17 protein-coding genes and 2 tRNA genes are annotated in these 17,755 nt (G+C 44.8%); 11 read left to right on the top strand and 8 right to left on the bottom strand.

Features of this window, described 5'->3' with window-relative positions; all coding sequences use genetic code 11:
• Nucleotides 1-10: 10 nt before the first annotated feature.
• The 4 genes from ACYVGO_RS24080 to ACYVGO_RS24065 all read right to left on the bottom strand — a co-directional run bounded on the left by ACYVGO_RS24080 (nt 11) and on the right by ACYVGO_RS24065 (nt 4,657).
• Complete coding sequence (locus ACYVGO_RS24080; protein WP_460971461.1) at nt 11-988, bottom strand: hypothetical protein; 978 nt, start codon at nt 986-988, stop codon at nt 11-13.
• 20 nt (nt 989-1,008) lie between these two features.
• Nucleotides 1,009-1,884 carry a hypothetical protein gene (locus ACYVGO_RS24075; protein ID WP_460971460.1) on the bottom strand — a complete coding sequence of 292 codons (876 nt, stop codon included), beginning with the start codon at nt 1,882-1,884 and terminating at the stop codon, nt 1,009-1,011.
• Between the two features lie 14 nt (nt 1,885-1,898).
• The gene (locus ACYVGO_RS24070; RefSeq protein ID WP_460971459.1) at nt 1,899-3,878 is read right to left on the bottom strand and encodes a hypothetical protein; all 1,980 of its coding nucleotides are present in this window, start codon (nt 3,876-3,878) and stop codon (nt 1,899-1,901) included.
• Nucleotides 3,879-3,955: 77 nt separating this feature from the next.
• Nucleotides 3,956-4,657 carry a peptidoglycan-binding domain-containing protein gene (locus ACYVGO_RS24065; RefSeq protein ID WP_460971458.1) on the bottom strand — a complete coding sequence of 234 codons (702 nt, stop codon included), beginning with the start codon at nt 4,655-4,657 and terminating at the stop codon, nt 3,956-3,958.
• A gap of 343 nt (nt 4,658-5,000) precedes the next feature.
• Here ACYVGO_RS24065 and deoC point away from each other — a divergent pair, with 343 nt between their 5' ends.
• From deoC to ACYVGO_RS24045, 4 genes are all read left to right on the top strand, one after another.
• On the top strand, nt 5,001-5,768 hold the full coding sequence (gene deoC / locus ACYVGO_RS24060) for a deoxyribose-phosphate aldolase (protein WP_460971457.1): 768 nt from the start codon (nt 5,001-5,003) through the stop codon (nt 5,766-5,768).
• A gap of 81 nt (nt 5,769-5,849) precedes the next feature.
• Complete coding sequence (locus ACYVGO_RS24055; protein ID WP_460971456.1) at nt 5,850-6,764, top strand: sugar phosphate isomerase/epimerase family protein; 915 nt, start codon at nt 5,850-5,852, stop codon at nt 6,762-6,764.
• Between the two features lies 1 nt (nt 6,765).
• A complete protein-coding gene (locus ACYVGO_RS24050; RefSeq protein WP_460971455.1) occupies nt 6,766-7,359 on the top strand; it encodes a phosphatase PAP2 family protein in 594 nt (197 codons plus the stop codon).
• Between the two features lie 80 nt (nt 7,360-7,439).
• Nucleotides 7,440-8,438, top strand: a complete 999-nt coding sequence (locus ACYVGO_RS24045) for a helix-hairpin-helix domain-containing protein (protein WP_460971454.1) — start codon at nt 7,440-7,442, stop codon at nt 8,436-8,438.
• 80 nt (nt 8,439-8,518) lie between these two features.
• Here ACYVGO_RS24045 and rlmD read toward each other — a convergent pair whose 3' ends face one another.
• Nucleotides 8,519-9,976 (bottom strand): 23S rRNA (uracil(1939)-C(5))-methyltransferase RlmD, encoded by a 1,458-nt coding sequence (gene rlmD / locus ACYVGO_RS24040; protein ID WP_460971453.1) that lies wholly within the window; start codon nt 9,974-9,976, stop codon nt 8,519-8,521.
• Between the two features lie 72 nt (nt 9,977-10,048).
• Here rlmD and ACYVGO_RS24035 point away from each other — a divergent pair, with 72 nt between their 5' ends.
• Together ACYVGO_RS24035 and ACYVGO_RS24030 are read left to right on the top strand one after the other, a co-directional pair.
• Nucleotides 10,049-12,295 carry a T9SS type B sorting domain-containing protein gene (locus tag ACYVGO_RS24035; protein WP_460971451.1) on the top strand — a complete coding sequence of 749 codons (2,247 nt, stop codon included), beginning with the start codon at nt 10,049-10,051 and terminating at the stop codon, nt 12,293-12,295.
• Nucleotides 12,296-12,437: 142 nt separating this feature from the next.
• Nucleotides 12,438-13,247 (top strand): SDR family oxidoreductase, encoded by an 810-nt coding sequence (locus ACYVGO_RS24030; protein ID WP_460971450.1) that lies wholly within the window; start codon nt 12,438-12,440, stop codon nt 13,245-13,247.
• A gap of 84 nt (nt 13,248-13,331) precedes the next feature.
• On the opposite strand, the gene ACYVGO_RS24025 is transcribed toward ACYVGO_RS24030, so the two are convergent.
• A complete protein-coding gene (locus ACYVGO_RS24025) occupies nt 13,332-14,075 on the bottom strand; it encodes a hypothetical protein (protein WP_142773816.1) in 744 nt (247 codons plus the stop codon).
• Between the two features lie 54 nt (nt 14,076-14,129).
• Between ACYVGO_RS24025 and ACYVGO_RS24020 the strand changes: the two genes are divergently transcribed.
• Nucleotides 14,130-14,202 (top strand) — tRNA-Lys (locus ACYVGO_RS24020).
• A gap of 78 nt (nt 14,203-14,280) precedes the next feature.
• Here ACYVGO_RS24020 and ACYVGO_RS24015 read toward each other — a convergent pair.
• Nucleotides 14,281-14,691: a DUF3127 domain-containing protein gene (locus ACYVGO_RS24015; RefSeq protein WP_460971449.1), complete on the bottom strand. Its 411-nt coding sequence runs from the start codon at nt 14,689-14,691 to the stop codon at nt 14,281-14,283.
• Nucleotides 14,692-14,842: 151 nt separating this feature from the next.
• On the opposite strand from ACYVGO_RS24015, the gene ACYVGO_RS24010 reads away from it, so the two are divergent.
• The 3 genes from ACYVGO_RS24010 (at nt 14,843) to ACYVGO_RS24000 (ending at nt 16,275) form a co-directional block, all read left to right on the top strand.
• Nucleotides 14,843-14,924: transfer RNA gene (locus ACYVGO_RS24010), tRNA-Leu, on the top strand.
• Nucleotides 14,925-15,018: 94 nt separating this feature from the next.
• The gene (locus ACYVGO_RS24005) at nt 15,019-15,279 is read left to right on the top strand and encodes a hypothetical protein (protein WP_460971448.1); all 261 of its coding nucleotides are present in this window, start codon (nt 15,019-15,021) and stop codon (nt 15,277-15,279) included.
• A gap of 363 nt (nt 15,280-15,642) precedes the next feature.
• Nucleotides 15,643-16,275 carry a peroxiredoxin family protein gene (locus ACYVGO_RS24000; protein WP_460971447.1) on the top strand — a complete coding sequence of 211 codons (633 nt, stop codon included), beginning with the start codon at nt 15,643-15,645 and terminating at the stop codon, nt 16,273-16,275.
• A 30-nt stretch (nt 16,276-16,305) separates the two neighbouring features.
• Here ACYVGO_RS24000 and ACYVGO_RS23995 read toward each other — a convergent pair whose 3' ends face one another.
• Nucleotides 16,306-16,728, bottom strand: a complete 423-nt coding sequence (locus ACYVGO_RS23995) for a hypothetical protein (RefSeq protein ID WP_460971446.1) — start codon at nt 16,726-16,728, stop codon at nt 16,306-16,308.
• 331 nt (nt 16,729-17,059) lie between these two features.
• On the opposite strand from ACYVGO_RS23995, the gene ACYVGO_RS23990 reads away from it, so the two are divergent.
• On the top strand, nt 17,060-17,509 hold the full coding sequence (locus ACYVGO_RS23990) for a CHRD domain-containing protein (RefSeq protein WP_460971445.1): 450 nt from the start codon (nt 17,060-17,062) through the stop codon (nt 17,507-17,509).
• The last annotated feature ends 246 nt before the right edge of the window (nt 17,510-17,755 follow it).

Below are 17,755 nucleotides of genomic sequence, written 5' to 3'. Positions count from 1 at the left end.
TATTTAAATTCTATGACCCAACTTTACTCACAAATTTCTTCGCTAAATAAGCCCCTTGGCCCAGCCCAAAAGTTGCCAGAATAGTCGTATCTACATCTGGAAGCGTTATGGTTTTGTGAAGCTCAATTGAGCCTAAAAATCCAAAAACTTGAACTATGTAGGTAATTACTGCTAGCAGAGTAATAATTATCATTTGAAAATCTGCCATATCGATATTACCTGCATCATCGGTAAAGAGATCTAAGGGAAATTTTGGACCTGTAGATGAGATGGGCTTCGGATCCTCAATACCAGCTTTTTTAGCTTCCTCTACTTTATTTTCAGTAATACCTTTTGCAGTTGCAAATGTTAAAGCGCTTAGTCCAGATAATAATAGTAGATTTGATGGAATATTAACTCCGCCCACAAAATCAATACTTATCCAACTTCTGAATAAAGTTGTAGTAATATAAGCGACCATTAATGTAAAAAACCATAGCACAATTTGAAACTTAGAATTACTATACCGGTTATCAAGGCCTAAAATAAGATTAGAGAGATTTCTTCTAAGTAACAACCAGAATAAAAATAAAAACCCTGCCGCAACGCTTATAAGTGTCCATATACGCGACGAGGCTGAGCTAGCCTGAGTTTGTACGGAAATAGTCTTCAACTCTTTTGCATCTTTATTCTGGGTATAAGTTATATCTACCCTATCATCTTCAACATATTTCCTTAAAACCGACTTAAGTTCAGGAGTTTTTACAGAAAATGTCCATGTAGTTCCATTCTGAACAACTTCCAAAGACGAAGCATCTGCATTTATGCTTTTAATTTTAGCATTTACTAGGGTATCTACTTTAAGAGAATTCCGAATATCTGTACTACTGCTATTTAAAGTAGAACTGCTCCCTTTACCGACAAATGCTGAATCTTCGGTATTTTGGGCTTTGGCCTGCGTAAGAGACCAAAAAATAAATGCAAGAAAATACACTTTTAAATAGCGCATAAAATATAAGGGTTACAACATTAATTACAGCCACTGATTAATATTTGACTTTTAATAAATTTATGCCAATTTATATATCGGGATCGGCCCACAGTAGAAGTAATATCACCTTTCGAAGCTTCTTTTTCTTGGGTAGACAAATGCTTTTCAATTAATTCTATGCTATTTTTATATTTACTGCATTTATCATCTTTACTTTCATTTATGTTTAATGAAATTTCCCACAAATAAAAAATAGAAGCTGTAATTGCTAGATAAATAGCACCTTCATCTATATCAGAAGAGGTTACATTGTTGAATTCTTTGGAATTTAAACGATTAACAATATTATCAGCAGCAGTTTTTAATTTATCACGATCTGCCCCAGATGCGTTATCCCCAGAACTCTCTGCATTTAATTGTGTCTCAATTTCTTTCCAACCGGCTAGTAAATCTTTAAACGATTTAGCAAAAAGCTGATCACGGATAAAACCATCTTTTTTTGACTTGAGTGCATCAATATTACTAGGGTCAGTTACACTATTCATTACAGATTTGGCCATTCCTATTTCGCCAGACTGTAAGTATATCATACCCTGTAATACATTTAAGTGAGCATTTAAGTCTGTCTTGCTTGGGTATTTTGCCTGGAAATCACGTATGCTTTTTAATGTTTTTGTAAATATAAACTGACCTTGAATTGCTTTCGGAAGGCTTGCTTGATTTTGTGGCTGACCAATAGATAGTTGAATAGCAGATTGAAATTCATCTCGATATGTTTCATGAACCTGCTTCAGTGCAGTTGTTTTAGGATTAATGACACGACAACCATTTAGCCCAATAAAAAGCAGCAATAGTAAAAAAACAGGTTTTATTGCTTTTTTACTTGTAGAAAAAATTTGAATTGACCCCTTCATAATCAATAGTTAGTTTAATTGTCCAATTCAGCTAAAACACTAGCCACTAAAGTTTTAAAATTTGCGGCTGTGACCGTAGTGAGATTAAACGGGGCCTTTATAAAAGCAATAACAACTCTCTCCAGGAAAGCGGGGAGGTTTTCACCATCAATACTTTTGCCAATTTCCTGATTAGCTTGAGTCAAAGCTAACGTCAGAAGTTTCTCAATATCTCCTACTTGAACTGTTTGACTAACCAATTGCTGCCCACGACGCACGGCTGCCAGTAAAATTCGGCTGAAGGACTCAGTCAGCAATGAACCTGAAAGTAGCTTAGCCGGATCAGTGGCAAGTCCTTTAAGTATGGCCTGCACTAACGGTTGAACTAAAGTACTTGCTTGCAATTGTCCCCAAACGACTGGATTAGCTGCTACAGCTTGTAGTGTATTCAACAAAATTGTCTTCCTTCCTTGTGTATTGGTCAATTTTTGCAAACCACTTGCAGCAATGGCATCGCCAATAGAAGTAATTGCACCTGCCAATTGCGTATTTAGATTAAGGAGTGCAACATTATCGGCTGTTGCTTTAATAGCTACTGTAGCAATATCAATAAGGTCATCTTTGGACACGCCGTCTGCTATTGCAGTACTGCCCGCTTTAAAAACAGCTTCAAGGATTTTAGTAGCGAATTGATTATTATTGGTTAGAAACTGGGCGTCAGTTGATAAAACAGTAAGACTTTCTGATGCAATTAATTTAAGGGTATCAGGAGTAAACAAATCAGTAACTGCCTTCTGCGAAAGAGCATTGGCTAACCCTTTAATCAAATCAGAAATAAACTGTTGTGTAGCTACCTGTTGCGTAAATTTGGGTGGATTAGCGGCAACTGCCTGGAGTGTCAGTTTATATATATCCGAAACAACTTGACCATTAGCAATACTGGCAAACAGATTATTTTGCAGACCGAGCGTTGAGACTTCCTGAACTACTCCTGAAAGAACAGCTGCCAATAGCGGTTCGCCATTTACTTTACCTTCTAATATCTTCGGAACATTGGCGGCAGCAGCCCCAATACCTACTTCAAGTACGCCCAGTAATGCTTTTGGATCATCAACGATTTGTGGAAAGGACTTCCCAATCTTGGTAAGTACTGCTTTCAGAACATCCTGAGCTACATCACCTTTTGACAGGAATGATGGATCTTTAGCTGCTTCCGTAGCATAGGCGGCAATGAGTTGTTCGAAACCATCAACCGAAATTATTTTAGCGACAAAGTCATTTCCCAAGTCATCGCGAACATCCCCTAATGCAGCAAAAAGAGCTTTGAGTGCGGGTTTATTTGCTAACTCTCCTGGATTATTTGCAAAAGCAAGTATTGTTGACCCAAGTAATGATTTGAATATGTCTTCAATACCATCGTCATCGAAATTCCGCTTTCCTGCAAACTCCTCAATAAGGCTTTCAACTAAGCTGCTTGTCTGAGGATTACTGATAAAGGTGTGTGCATTTTCCCCAAAAAATTCAAGTAGCGTATCAGCACTCACTAACAATACTCGAGTCAGCACTGGATTTTTTGATAATCGTTGCGACTCAACCGTATAATAAGCCAGTCGCATTTCGGGAGTACTAATGCCTAAAATTCCTTTGTCTATCGGGTCAGCAGGAGAAGGACCAAGAAATGTTGGTTGGACACCAGCGGCTTCGTAATAATTAACAAAAAGCCGACCTCTAGCACCATTGGCAGCAGGTGTAGTAGAAGTTGGGTTTGGCAATATCAAAGCCAAATCAATTTGTAAGCCAGGTTTTAATTGAAGAATTAGGCTTCCTTGGTCTGACTTATAAAATGCTAGCATATCGTTCAAATGAGGAGCATCATTTCTAGGTATAGGAGGTAGAGCAAATGGCAGTCCAGCAGTTGCTTCATTGACTGACAAAACTGTATCGATTTGTCCCCTAAACCGGAGCAGTGCTTTTACACCAGAAATTATTAGAGGAATAGCTACCAGAAGTGGCATAGTTGTTTGAGTTTGGAGTATTACTAAAGATGTCTCCTTAGTTTATAAGGAATTGAATTCACTTAAATGCTTGGCCTTTATAGAGAGATGCCAAGTTCGGTTGCTGTTTGAGGCCCAACTTCTCCATCCACAACTAGCCCTTCAACTTGTTGAAAGGCAGCAACCGCAGCAGCTGTTTTATCGCCATAGATTCCATCAACAGGGCCAGGATCAAACCCTTGTTCAAATAAGGCTTGCTGAATATTTATGACAATAGTTGGATCCAGATTGCTCCCACCGATAAAGTATATTGTGGAAGGCTGTTTTATAGCCAATGGAGCAACAGTACTATCATAGAAAATACCCGGAATTAAGACACCCGTATCCCATCGTCTATTATGCACTGTATCCGCTACAACACCAAACTTTACTCCTTTTGCTTCAACCGTTCCTCCTTTTCCATCACAGATAACGATATGTCCCATTGCTCCCGGATTCGGAGGAAATCGAAGTAAAATACCGCCAACGGTTGCTGCTGCTTGCTCAACAGGAATACGAATACCTTTTCTCAAAGAGTCTTGTTGCCAGGCACCAGTGTAAGCATCAGCAAAAGCTGGGTTATCATGATCGTTAAGACAGCCATATAAAATTCCAGCATCTTGAAATACAAGCCATGACATGAATTCAGCACAATCCCAGGGCCCATGCCAATTTGGATTGTTCTTAGGGACAACCACATTAATATACTGTTCCCCTATATGTTTTTTAGCTAGCTTAAGCATTCCATTTCCCGTTGACATGGTGCAGGTTTTCTAATGGTTTTGGTTTGTTATAATTAGAGATACAAGTGACTTATTTATTAAAAATCTGCTTCTCAACAACTACAATCTTTCTCATTGCACGGCGTATCAAACAAATATCTCCTTGATTAAGGCACTACACAACGGGAAAAACACCCTTTTCCCATCAGAAAAATACCCTCACCTTTGCGCCCCGAAATACAAATCATTAGCTCCATCATCGTCTCTTCTTCAATACCTAAACCCCTCAACCCAACCTTTTTCCCTCTTCCAAACTGATCTATACAAATACAACTCCCTACCTTTGGCGCATTATTACCAATACTCGCCTATAACCCTAACCATGAACGCAACCCTAATCCACGAGATCGCCAAGCTAATTGACCACGCGCTGCTTCACCCAACCTTAACCGACGCCGAACTGCGCGAAGGATGTGAACTGGCCTTACATTACGACGTAGCATCAGTTTGCATAAAGCCCTATGCCGTTCGTATGGCTACCGAATTGCTGGCGGGTTCCGATGTGCTGGTTGGTACAGTGATTGGGTTTCCGCATGGTGCGAGTACCACGAGCCTCAAAGTTGCTGAAACAGAGCAGGCTTGCCAGGATGGAGCGGTTGAAATTGATATGGTTGTTAATATCGGCAAAGTGCTGGGCGAAGACTGGGACTATGTTGCCGACGAAATCGGTGTGGTTCATAAAACCTGCCAGGTGCACGGCGCTATTCTGAAAGTGATCTTCGAGAATGATTTCCTGCCCGATGATGCGCATAAAATAAAACTCTGCCAGATCTGTACCGAAGTCGGTGCTGAGTTTGTCAAGACATCTACTGGCTTTGGTTTCGTAAAAGGCAGCGATGGCAACTACAACTACGAAGGGGCTACAGAACACGATCTTCAGCTGATGCTCGATCATGTTGGCCCGAATGTTCGGGTAAAAGCATCCGGCGGTATTCGTACGCTTGATGGACTTCTACACGTCAAAGAAATGGGCGTTTCGCGACTGGGCACTTCGGCTACGGCAGCCATTATGGAAGAGGCTTACCGGCGGTTTGGCGCAGTTAATGCCAATTCGCCTATAACCCCAATTGCCGAAACTAAAGGGTATTGATCAACGTCAGGGATTGTTGGGCAGTTGTCAGTATCTGTCCTGATTTTGTTTATTTTGCAGACTCGAATCAACCCTAAACGTATGCTCAACCTCGGCTTTGTTTCGGCTATTTTGGCTGATTATGACCTGAATGGCGTGTTAAAATTTGCGTCAGAACACAATTTCAAATGCGTCGAATTGATGTGCTGGCCATCCGGCAATGCCGATGTCCGCAGGTATGCAGGCGTCACCCACGTGGATGTCGACAACCTGAATGTAGATCAAATTCATACGCTGACCAAGCTCTATCATATTTCCATTTCGGGCCTAGGCTATTACCCAAATCCACTTGACCCTAACCCGGAGCAGGCCGAATTCTATCGGGAGCATATCAAGAAAATCATACGAGCCGCAGCCAAACTGGGGGTGCCTGTAGTCAATACGTTCATTGGTCGGAATCCATCACTGAGCATTACGGATAACCTGAAATTGTATGCCGATCATTGGCCGGCCATTGTGAAAGTAGCTGAGGAATGTAATGTAAAAATCGGCATCGAAAACTGCCCGATGTGGTTTACAGACGATGAATGGCCAGGGGGCAAAAACCTGGCAACCACGCCCGCCATCTGGGATCGGATGTTCGAGATTATTCCCTCCAGGGCGCTGGGACTCAATTACGATCCCAGTCACCTGATTTGGCAAATGATGGACGAAGTAAAGCCTATTTACAACTATCGCGACCGGCTTCATCATATTCACCTGAAAGATGTGAAACTCTACCCTGATAAACTAAATCGGGTGGGGATCATGGCCAATCCGCTGGAATATCACTCCCCTAAACTACCTGGCCTGGGCAATGTACGTTGGCGTGATTTCTTCGCGGCCCTGACCGATGTTCGCTATCGCGGGCCTGTCTGCATCGAAGTTGAAGATAAAGCTTATGAGGCCCACCCAGATGATGTTCAGACGGCTATTCTGACCGCCCGGAATTACCTGAGTCAGTTTCTGGTGCTATAACATGATTGATACACTTAATCAGCTCGACATCGAGCTCTTCCTTTGGCTCAATGGTCGTTACATGCCCTGGCTGGACCCGATCATGATTTGGATAACGGAGCGGAACAGCTGGTTTCCGCTCTATGCTCTACTCATTGGCTGGCTGATTTATAAGTACCGAAAACAAGCAATCGGATTCTTACTTACAATTATCGCAGCCGTTGCCATTGGTGATCAGATAGCGTCATCGGTGCTTAAGCCCCTCACCCATCGGTTGCGGCCCTGCCATGAACTTGCAGTGCAAAAACTAATGCATCCAGTAATGGAATGTGGTGGTTTATATGGATTTGTGTCTTCACACGCGGCAACCACATTCGCGTTGGCAACTACACTCTGGCTGTTACTGGGCAAGCGGCACCCCTGGTTGTTATGGGGCTTTTTATGGGCCGCCATCGTTTCGTATAGTCGAATTTATGTGGCCGCCCACTATCCACTCGATGTACTGGCAGGCACCGGTGTCGGCGTTTTGTCAGCCCAGTTAGCTGTCTTTATTTTCCGTTGGTGGCTACAGCGTTCTGAGCGCTCTGCTGTTGAGAAAAAGTCATTTGTCGACTAATAATCGCAATGAGTTGCATAAAATAATTTAACAGTTTAGTTTGCGTAAGTTACATACCCATCCGCAACTATCTGTTAGTCATGTTCAAACGGCTACAATCTCTCATTCGTGATTATTTTGGATTTTCCCATAAGGAGGCTAGAGGCTTCAGCGTTTTGATCTTTCTGACGCTCCTTTGCCTACTAATTCCATTCGTTTATCGATTCGTTGCTGACCGAAAACCAATTGATACCTCCCTTGCCGATGCGCGTAAACTCGACAGTCTGGTAGTACTCATGCAGGCCGAAGAGGCTAACCAGCCACAGTTCGGTAGTCGGACGGATAAAGACAAAACCACTGCCGAGCACTTCAGCGAGCCCAAACTCTTCCAATTCGACCCTAACACGATCAGTGTAGCTGGATGGCAGCAATTAGGACTACCGCGCTGGTTAGCTGATCGCATCGATAAGTACCGCGCTAAAGGCGGGCAGTTTCGTAAGAAAGAAGATTTGCTCCGCATATACGACTTCCCACCCGACCTCTATGATCAACTAGAGCCTTATATCACATTAAAAGAAGCAACACATTCAGAACGGCCGAGTAACGAGCCCAGTAAATCTTATAGCAATGAGCCTTACAAACCGGCCGAACGGCCAGCTTATACAGAGCGGCCGACCTTTGCAGAACGGCCTGCCAAGCCCATTCCACAACCTTTCGACATTAACACAGCCGATACCTCCCAGTTAATTGCGCTGAAAGGCATTGGCGCTACCCTGGCCGGGCGCATCGTCAAGTTTCGGGATGCACTCGGCGGCTTCGTTTCGACGGAGCAGTTTCGGGATATCTATGGCCTTGACTCCCTTGCACTCGACGAACTGGTGAAATTCGGCAAAATCCGGTCGACGGTTCACAAACTACCAATTAACACCGCTACGGCTGAGGAGCTGGATCGGCATCCGTTTTTGTCGCGTCGCCAGGCGCAAATCATTGTCAATTATCGTGAGCAACACGGTGCCTATACCTCGGCAGAGTCGCTTAAACCCATTCGGATACTAGATGCTAAAACCATCGAGAAGATTGCCCCGTATCTGGAATTTTGATGTTAGTGAAGTGAGTGGAGTAAGTATAGTAGGTAAAGTAAGGCCACTCGTTTCTCCCTACTACACTTATTCCACTTACTTCACTTACTCCACCCTCTTTTCCTCAAGAGTACTACATTCTCTACGTGATGCGTATGCGGAAACATATCGACCGGTTGTACATTGGCTACCGAATAGCCTTCGTCCAGAATACCCAGATCACGGGCCTGAGTAGCCGTGTTGCAACTTACATACACGATTCGATCGGGAGCGGCTTTCAGCAATTGGCGGGTTACGGCCTCGTCCATTCCGGCACGAGGTGGATCCGTAATGACCACCTCTGGTCGACCATGCTGGTCAAAGAAGCTATCGGTCAGAATGTCGCGCATATCGCCTGCTACGAAAGTTGCATTTGTAATTCCGTTTACCTGGGCATTGACACGCGCATCTGCCACTGAAGCTTCCACATATTCAACTCCAATTACCTGCCGCGCCCGACGCGCCACAAACAGGGCAATTGTACCCGTACCGGTATACAAGTCATACACTCGTTCGTGGCCCGTTAGTCCGGCCCATTCACGGGTGATTTTATACAGGTTGTGGGCCTGCTGCGCATTGGTTTGGTAAAACGATTTGGGGCCAATACGGAACGTGAGTGGCGGCCCATCGGCCTCCCCCATCTGCTCCTCGATGTAGGGTTTTCCAGACCAGTTCATGACTTCCTGATCCTGGTAGCTATCGTTTTTCTTGGTATTCAGAATATAGTTTAGCGACGTAATCTGCGGAAAGTTAGCTTGTAAGTGACCGAGCAAGCCGTTTAACCACTCCGGGTTGTCCTGAGCAACCTGCAACGTTACCATAACCTGCTGCGTAGTATCGGCAGTGCGGATGATGAGCGTTCGTAAATAGCCCGTATGCGTTTTCAGATTATACAACGTCATATCATGCTGAAAAACATAGTCCGAAACCGCCTGCCGGATAGCGTTAGACGGATCGGGCTGGAGGTAGCAATGATGAATAGGCAGCACTTTATCGAACCGACCAGGCACGTGGAAACCCACGGCTCGCTGATCAATCGACTCGCGGGTGCTTACCTCGCGCTGGGTCAGCCATCGGCCTTCGGCGCACGTAAACTCAAGCTTATTGCGATAGTATTGCGTAGGATGAGCAGGCAAAATTGGCCGTATTTCAGGCAACTCTACTTTACCAATGCGCGTCAGATGATCAACCACTTGCTGATGCTTGAAACCCAGTTGCTCACTGTACTGAATATGCTGCCACTTGCAGCCGCCACAGGTACCAAAATGTTCGCAAAATGGCTCAACCCGCACCGGCGACCACTCGTGAACACGTTCGGCAACAGCTTCGCGATACTGCTTTTTGGTATTGGTGATGCGCAGGTCCACAACATCGCCGGGAGCCACACCCGGACCACCGGTCGGGTTTTCAACGAAAATAACGCCCTCGTCGGTACGCACAATGCACTTTCCCTCGGCTGCCACGGCATCAATTCGGACGCTTGCCAACCGTTCGGGGGTTTTATGAGTCTTCCTACGCATAAATTAGTCCTAAAAAACTGCTAATTTAAGCAGCCGTTTTGGGACGGTCTCAATACCGAATCGATTCTACGTATGTTGAAACTGTACCGCACGTTATGGATACCCTTATTTTTAACCAGTTTACTCCTGGTTATGAGCCACTTTGCCCAGGCAACCCATATTGTTGGGGGCGAGTTAGAGCTGCGTTATTTGGGTACGCAGGGATTTTATACCCATCGCATTAACCTGAACTTGTATTTCGATGCCATCAACGGAAATCCCGGTGCCAATGATGCAGTCGTTACCGTTGGCGTTTTTGCGAAACGAACGAACCGATTTATTGGCTATGTTCCACTTACTCGTATCAGTAGCGAGCCCGTAGCTTATACAAGACTTACCTGTGCAGTTGCTAACCTGAGTACGTTGCTGATCCGGTATAGTACAGACCTAACCCTTGATCCCAACATTTTTAATGACCCAGGCGGCTATTATATGTCCTGGGAACGCTGTTGCCGAAACGGGACTATCGTTAATATTACAAACCCGGGCGCAGCCGGCTCCGTATTTTACCTGGAATTCCCGGCCATTTCCAGTGGGCAAACAAACTCATCACCGGTATTTACCGTCCCTAAAGGTGATTACGCCTGTATTGGACAGCCTTTTACACTTGATTTCAGTGCCAAGGATGCCGATGGTGATAGCCTGACTTACACGCTGGTCACGCCCTATAATGGCTTTAGTACAGCAGCTGTGCCTGATCCGGGCGCGTTAAATCAGGCACAACAGCCTGTTTTCTACTCGGGTCCTTATACGTCGATCCAATGGTCTAATGGCATCTCTACCGCGAATGAAATTCCGGGAACCGCCCCTCTGCGTGTCGATTCGCGCTCAGGACTGCTCAGTGTAACCCCTGATCGGGCCGGGCTATTTGTCTTCTCGGTCGAAGTGGGTGAGTATCGGAATAAAAAATTAATTGGCGTTGTTCGGCGTGATTTTCAGGTGCTGGTAGTGGATTGCCCGAAAAATAATCCACCCAAACTGTTGTTCCGCCCCGATGGCCAAAAAACCTTTTATACACAGGGAAGTGTAATTACCATTGCGGAAAAAGACACGAACTGCCTGAGCTTATACATAACTGATATTGACCCTAACCAGCGGATTAGCATTACCAACATGAGCGGATCGCTACCTGGGCTTTTCCTTACCCCAAGCGTTCTGTTTACCCGCTCAACCCGCGATACGTTACAAGCTAACTTTTGTTTCGGGCGATGCGTTGGGGCCGATGGCAAGCCTTTTACGCTGATTATCCGGGCAACAGATGACGGCTGTCCGCAAGGTCTGAGTGATACCATTAGTATTCGCCTGAACATAATTCCCTCCCTGAATCACAAACCTGTTGCCGGCACTGATCTGCTGAATAATCAAGGAAAAGTTACGGTTGGCTCATCGCTTACGTTCAATGCCTTTGGCAACGACATCGACAATGACAACGTCACTATTCAGGCCGTTGGCCGCGGATTCACGCTGGCCCAGGCAGGTATGAGTTTTGGTTCAGCATCGGGTTTGGGCAAAGTATCCCAGCCTTTTTCGTGGAAGCCCACCTGTGCTCAGGCTACCCAGACCGATTATGTGGTCGACTTTATTGTGACAGACACCCGATGCAACCAGAATTTACGTGATACGGTTACGGTTAGGCTGGCGGCAATAGGCATCCCAAGCCAGCCACCGAGTGTACGAACCACACTGGCTCAACCCGTAGTTGAGTTGACCGTTAGTACCGCCGACTCGATTGGCCGAACAATTTTCGATGTGTTGGGAAATGATCCCGACCGGGATACCATCCGACTAACCGGTACAGGACGGGGTTTCGACGTAAAAGCAGCGGGTATGAATTTTACGGATAAGTCAGGTCTGCCAACCCTTCAATCAGCCTTTACCTGGAAGCCAACCTGCGAGTTGATGGCTGGGAAATCGGAAGCTACGTTTATTGTTGATTTTGTCGTTGATGACCGCTCCTGCCAGCCAAACCATACGGATGTAACTACGGTTACGTTTCATGTCAAAAACCCATCGGTGAACGCCGACGTAAAAGTTCCGAATATATTTACTCCAAACGGCGACGGGTATAATGATTATTTTGCCGTGAAAGATCTGCCTGAAAACTCCTGTGAAGAACAATTCAAACGAATAGACATTACGAACCGCTGGGGGGCAACGATCTTCTCATCAACCGATCCAAAATTCCGATGGTACGGCAACGACTCCCCAGTTGGTACTTACTACTACCTTCTCCTAACAACCAAACGAACCTTTAAGGGAACAGTAACGCTGGTGAGGTAGTGGAGTAGGTGGAGTGAGTGAAGTAGTCATGTAAAATGCGAAAATCCTATAACTACCGCCTTTACTTACTGCACTTACTCAAACTACTTCTCTACTTCACCTACTCCACCAATCTCCGAATCACGTACCTTTGTTCTTCCATATGAAAGATAAAATTGTACTCATTACCGGTGCCTCATCGGGCATTGGCCGAGCATTAGCGTTTGCATTCGGGCGCGAAGGAGCCAACATAGTGATCTGTGGCCGTACGGCACAAGCCCTTCAAACCGTTAGCGATGAACTTCGCCAGGCAGGAATTAATCTACTTTCGGTAACAGCTGATGTAAGCAGTGAAGCTGATGTCAAGCAACTCATCGAACAGACTATTTCGCACTTCGGTCGGTTAGATATACTCATCAATAATGCGGGTATTAGTATGCGTTCCATGCTGATTGACACCGATCCGGCTGTTATTCAGAAAGTGATGGATATCAACTTTATGGGAACGGTATATGCCACCCGCTACGCCCTACCTTACATTCAGGCAACCAAGGGCTCTATTGTTGGCATTTCATCAATTGCCGGGTACCGGGGTTTACCCGTTCGGAGTGGTTATTCAGCCTCCAAGTTTGCTATGAACGGGTTTCTGGAAGCAGTTCGGACTGAATTGCTGCATACTGGTGTTCATGTACTGACTGCCTGCCCTGGTTTTACGGCCTCCAACATTCGTGTATCGGCCCTTGATGCACATGGTCAGGCAAAAGGTGAAACCATGCGTGATGAAACAAGTATGATGAGTGCCGAGGAATGCGCCGACCACATACTCAGAGCCGTAAAAAATCGAAAGCGAGAACTCGTCCTGACAACACAGGGAAAATTTACCGTCTTCATGAATAAATGGCTGCCTGGCCTGATGGACAAACTGGTTTACAATACATTGGCCAAGGAGAAGGACTCACCATTAAAAAAATAGTGAATAAGTACAGTAGTGGGTGTGGTGGTTACAGGGTTTTCACATTTACACTACTCACTTCACCCATTCCACCTACTCCACTTACTAAATTATCCACACGTTATCCCGACGAATAAAGTACAGTTCGTTGTGCCAGAGGACGCGTAAATAGATATCTTTTGTACCCAGAATATTGACTTTGTGCCCTCTTCCTATCACGTCAACAATGGGGGCTGCTGCGGATGGATCGGTGCGTAACAAGACACGGTCGTGACTAGTAATACCCGATTGCACTCCTTCGGGTAGGTTCGTGAAGATCAATAGTAACAGCAGATAGACGAATATAATCCATTTTTGCCGTCCTGGAATTGCCTCTTTCTGAAGTACTTTAAGCATTAGTACGCTAAAAACATAACCCGCAGGAATCAGGAGGAAAAGCAGGAAATAGATACCGTATTTGCGATAGAAGAGGTAAAAATAATTTAGATCATCCGTTTCATAACCGCTCAGATTATTCGCCCGGGCAATGTCGCTCATTCGACGCAATACGGCATCGTCAGGATGTCTGTCAAAATAAACATCCAGGTAATAAAGTAGCCGGGGCACATCATTTTGCTGTTCGTAGGCGCTGGCTAACTTCAATAACATAGGATCTGTAGCCGAATGTCCTTCGGCTAAGGCCATCTCATATAAATGCGCTGCATTTGCCTGATCGCCAGAGGCAAACAGGGAATCGGCTCGTCGGAGCGAGTCAGATGAGATCGTCTGCGCCAGCGCGCCCACCGAACAAAAACAAAAAAATAGGCTTATTTTAAGGGGAATGGCTTGCAATGAACGAAATAAGGCCATAATTTTGCACCACAATTAAGAACAGCCCCTCTCATGAGGGTTCACAGTTCAACCGATTTGGTAGCTCAGCTGGTAGAGCAATACACTTTTAATGTATGGGTCCTGGGTTCGAATCCCAGCCGAATCACAAAGAAGGTGTAACAAGTAAAATGAGTGTAGCGGGTTTACCTACTACACTCATTTTACTTGTTACACCTTCTTTTCATTAGAAGGGCAAATCATTACTTTCTTCATCAAAGGCTGCATTAAACGACATAGCAGCCGGTTGACTCTGCGGAGCTGGCCGTGACTGCGGTTGTTGAGTCGCAGCAGGGCGAGCGGGTGCCGAGCCAGCATCTCCTTCAGCTAGTTCAATACGGAAGGCTCGCAATTCAGTATACCAACGATCATTATATTCGCGGGACTCAGCACTAAATGTAGCTTTTAATGTGTCGCCAGTAGCATACTGTTTTAGGTCTGCTACTTTATCACCCCAAGCCGTCAGGCATACTTTTTTTGGGTATGATGCATCAAGTGTTTCGATAACGAATTCCTGCTTACTCCAAGGGCCTTTCTGGCTTTGCCCCGATACTTCAGGCAGAACTTTTATGAGTTTTCCGACTAATTCCAGTGCCATAAAAATTGGACTTTTAAACGTGATTTAGAAGGATAAAAGTACGAAATTTTGGCCACTTATGAGCCACTTTCCGCTAAAAAAGGAAAAGTTTCATAGTTCTGTTTGGCAAAAGAAAACAAGAATCTTATCTTTGCACCCGCATCGCAGAAATGGCCACGTGGTGAAACTGGTAGACACGCCATCTTGAGGGGGTGGTGCTGCAAGGCATGGGAGTTCGAGTCTCCCCGTGGTCACAAGGTAAAAACAACAATGCACTGAACTTCAATAAGTTACAGTGCATTTTTTGTTCCTCCACTGAAACATGACTGAAACCCACCTGCCTCACTCATGCAAAATCCCGAATCTCAAGCCATTAACAAACGATTTTTCCAGGCGATCGACGAACTGGTCAGTCGGCGTGTGCTTCGCGGAAAAATCAGCTTTGCCACCCGGTACGAGCTAAACCCCGGCAATTTCTACCAGCTGCGCAAGAAACCGGTGAACGAGTTTCAGTTGTGCTATCTGACGTGGCTCGTTCGGGACTTTGGGGTTAGCTCCCAGTGGCTGCTGACGGGGGAAGGGGAAATGTTCTCGAAGCGGTTTAGATAAAAAAACAGCAACCTCATCCGGGCTGCTGTTAATAAACTATCCTCTTTCTACCGAACCCTTCGGAGCTCCGAGGGCTTCCCGGTATAGACTCAAGTATCTACGGCTCCGGATCGATATTGGATGTAGTGAGGTTCATAAGTTTAGTCAGCAAATCGCGTTGCCGTTTCGTACCGGTCCATCTGCCGGAAAATCTGTTATTTGAAACAGTCGGCCTAACTAAAATACTACTCCGCTGACAAGCTGTAATTTGTACGTTCTCCAGAGCGGTTTTATAACTGATTTTATGTAAAGAAATTATTCGTAGAATTTAGGCTAACCGGAGAAGTATTCCGTTCTCGAAATAACAGCAAATTCATCAATTCCATGAAGCTACGCTCTCTTGTTCTATCAGTCGGTATTTTCTTGTGGAGTTTTATCGTAAACGCTCAAAAAGTATGCTTTGAGGATTTTCAAGACAAAATCGGAAAGCCCTTACAGAAAGCGATCGATCAAGCTAAGAACGATAAAGAAATTGACTCTTTATATAACCTGTCTGACGTGGCGCTCAAAGACTTAGAGGGATGCCGAATGCCTGACTTTGAAGCGAGGACACTTACAGGTAAACTACTTAGCAGAAAGTCATTAAAAGGTAAAATTGTCGTAATGAACTTTTGGTTTATTGGTTGCAAGCCTTGTGTAGCTGAGATGCCAGCCTTAAACAAGCTAGTTCAACACTATAAGGCAAAAAACGTCGTGTTCATTGCATTCGGCAATAGCAGTCGAGAACTAACAGTTAAGAAATTCTTACCAAAGAATAGATTCAATTATCAGATAGTAACTGATAGCAAAGTTTACGCAGATAAGTTCAACACTCCTTCTTGGCCAATGAACATGGTTTTCGATCAGGATGGTATTTTAAAGCATGTCAGCCATGGGGGCTATATTGATGAGCGAGCAAAAACCGCCATTTATAACAAGCTTACTCCTTTGATCGACGAGTTACTTTCTAAACAGTGAAATCTGTTGTATAAGTGCCTATATATTAACCTACGGCCGCCTGTAACCTAATCTTAACCCTTTGTGAGCTGGTTTGGCTACTCCTTCGTAAGTGATCCTTATAGGCTGCTGTGATGTCAGGGCATCTTCGTCCAAAACTCGGATGAGATTGGCATTCGGAACGAACACGTAATCCTCATCGACTTGGAGCACTCGATCCCCCGAACTGAGCCGAACGGTCGTTTGATTTACACCGAGGGGTAAACGGATTTCATTACCTGATCGACTTTTGGATGGATAGAAAAATACAGTCGCCCACTGCTGTTGATTTGAGCTAGTATCCGAAGCGAGCTTAACGTGAAATCGTTGTTGAGTGGGAACAGAATCTGGCTTATTACTAAAGGCAGTTGAACGACCGAATGCCGACAAACCTGAAATGGTGATTAAGAACACTAAGGTTAAAATAATTTTCATATCAAGATTTAGAGCTATCAATTTTGGTGAATAACGTGAAGCGTAAGTTTTTCTGTTGTATATTCTACAATATGTTTACTAAAAGCCTACAACCGACCGCAACGGCGGACCGCTCAGGCAGCCCTGCGTAAAATATAACCCAAGTTACGGTATTTACGGGTCGTTTTGCCGCACGAAACGACAAGGCGGTCCAAATGCCTGACTTCTATTACTTTATACTGTTTTTAAGGGCAAATAAATAATTCTCTTTGCTTGATGATTCAAAAGACAGTAGGTTAATTTGTAAAGCTCAGGATTTTCAAGGAATACATAAGCTTAAACTCAATCCTATATGATCCTTAAATACACGATTCTATCCGCTACACTCGCTTTAGGCCTACCTCTTTTGTCCTGTCAGGATCACCGAGATCTATCCGTTACCCTGAAAGCTACGCTCGATGGCAAATCGGTAAAGCCATTACCGACCACTTCGACGGCGACTGGTTTGTTTACGGCTAACCTTGATTTGACAACCAGGGAGTTAGCCTACACCCTTTCCTTTTCAGATTTGTCTACGCCATCCGTAGTGGCTCACCTGCATAAAGCTACGGGCGTAACCGGTACGGGTCTGGTTGATATTATTATTCCAACGCCGAATAACACATCGGGTAGTGTTAATAGAACCACATTTCCGCTGAGTCAGAATCAGGTTGACAGTCTGGTAGCAGGCTTTTACTATGTTGATGTGCACACGCTATCTTATCCAGCTGGCGAAATTCGCGGAGAGGTCAAAAAGCAATAAGCTGTTATTCGTATCAAGAAGACTTGAATCATCTGGTAGTACGACTATGCCCTTCGTATTAGGTAGCGTTGGTGCCTATTAGTGGTTTTGTAAAAAAACGCTGGCCACATAGCGACCAGCGTTTCCGAACCTTCCTCTTTTTTAATCGCACCGGCGATCCGGCAATAATTAACTACTAAGGTTACTAACTGATGTTACGCATATAGAGCAAGTAGTGTAGAGGCTTGTTTGTAGTCCTGCCACTGC

This window comes from Spirosoma migulaei, from assembly GCF_054776855.1.
This window is presented reverse-complemented; position numbering and strand designations above follow the sequence as displayed.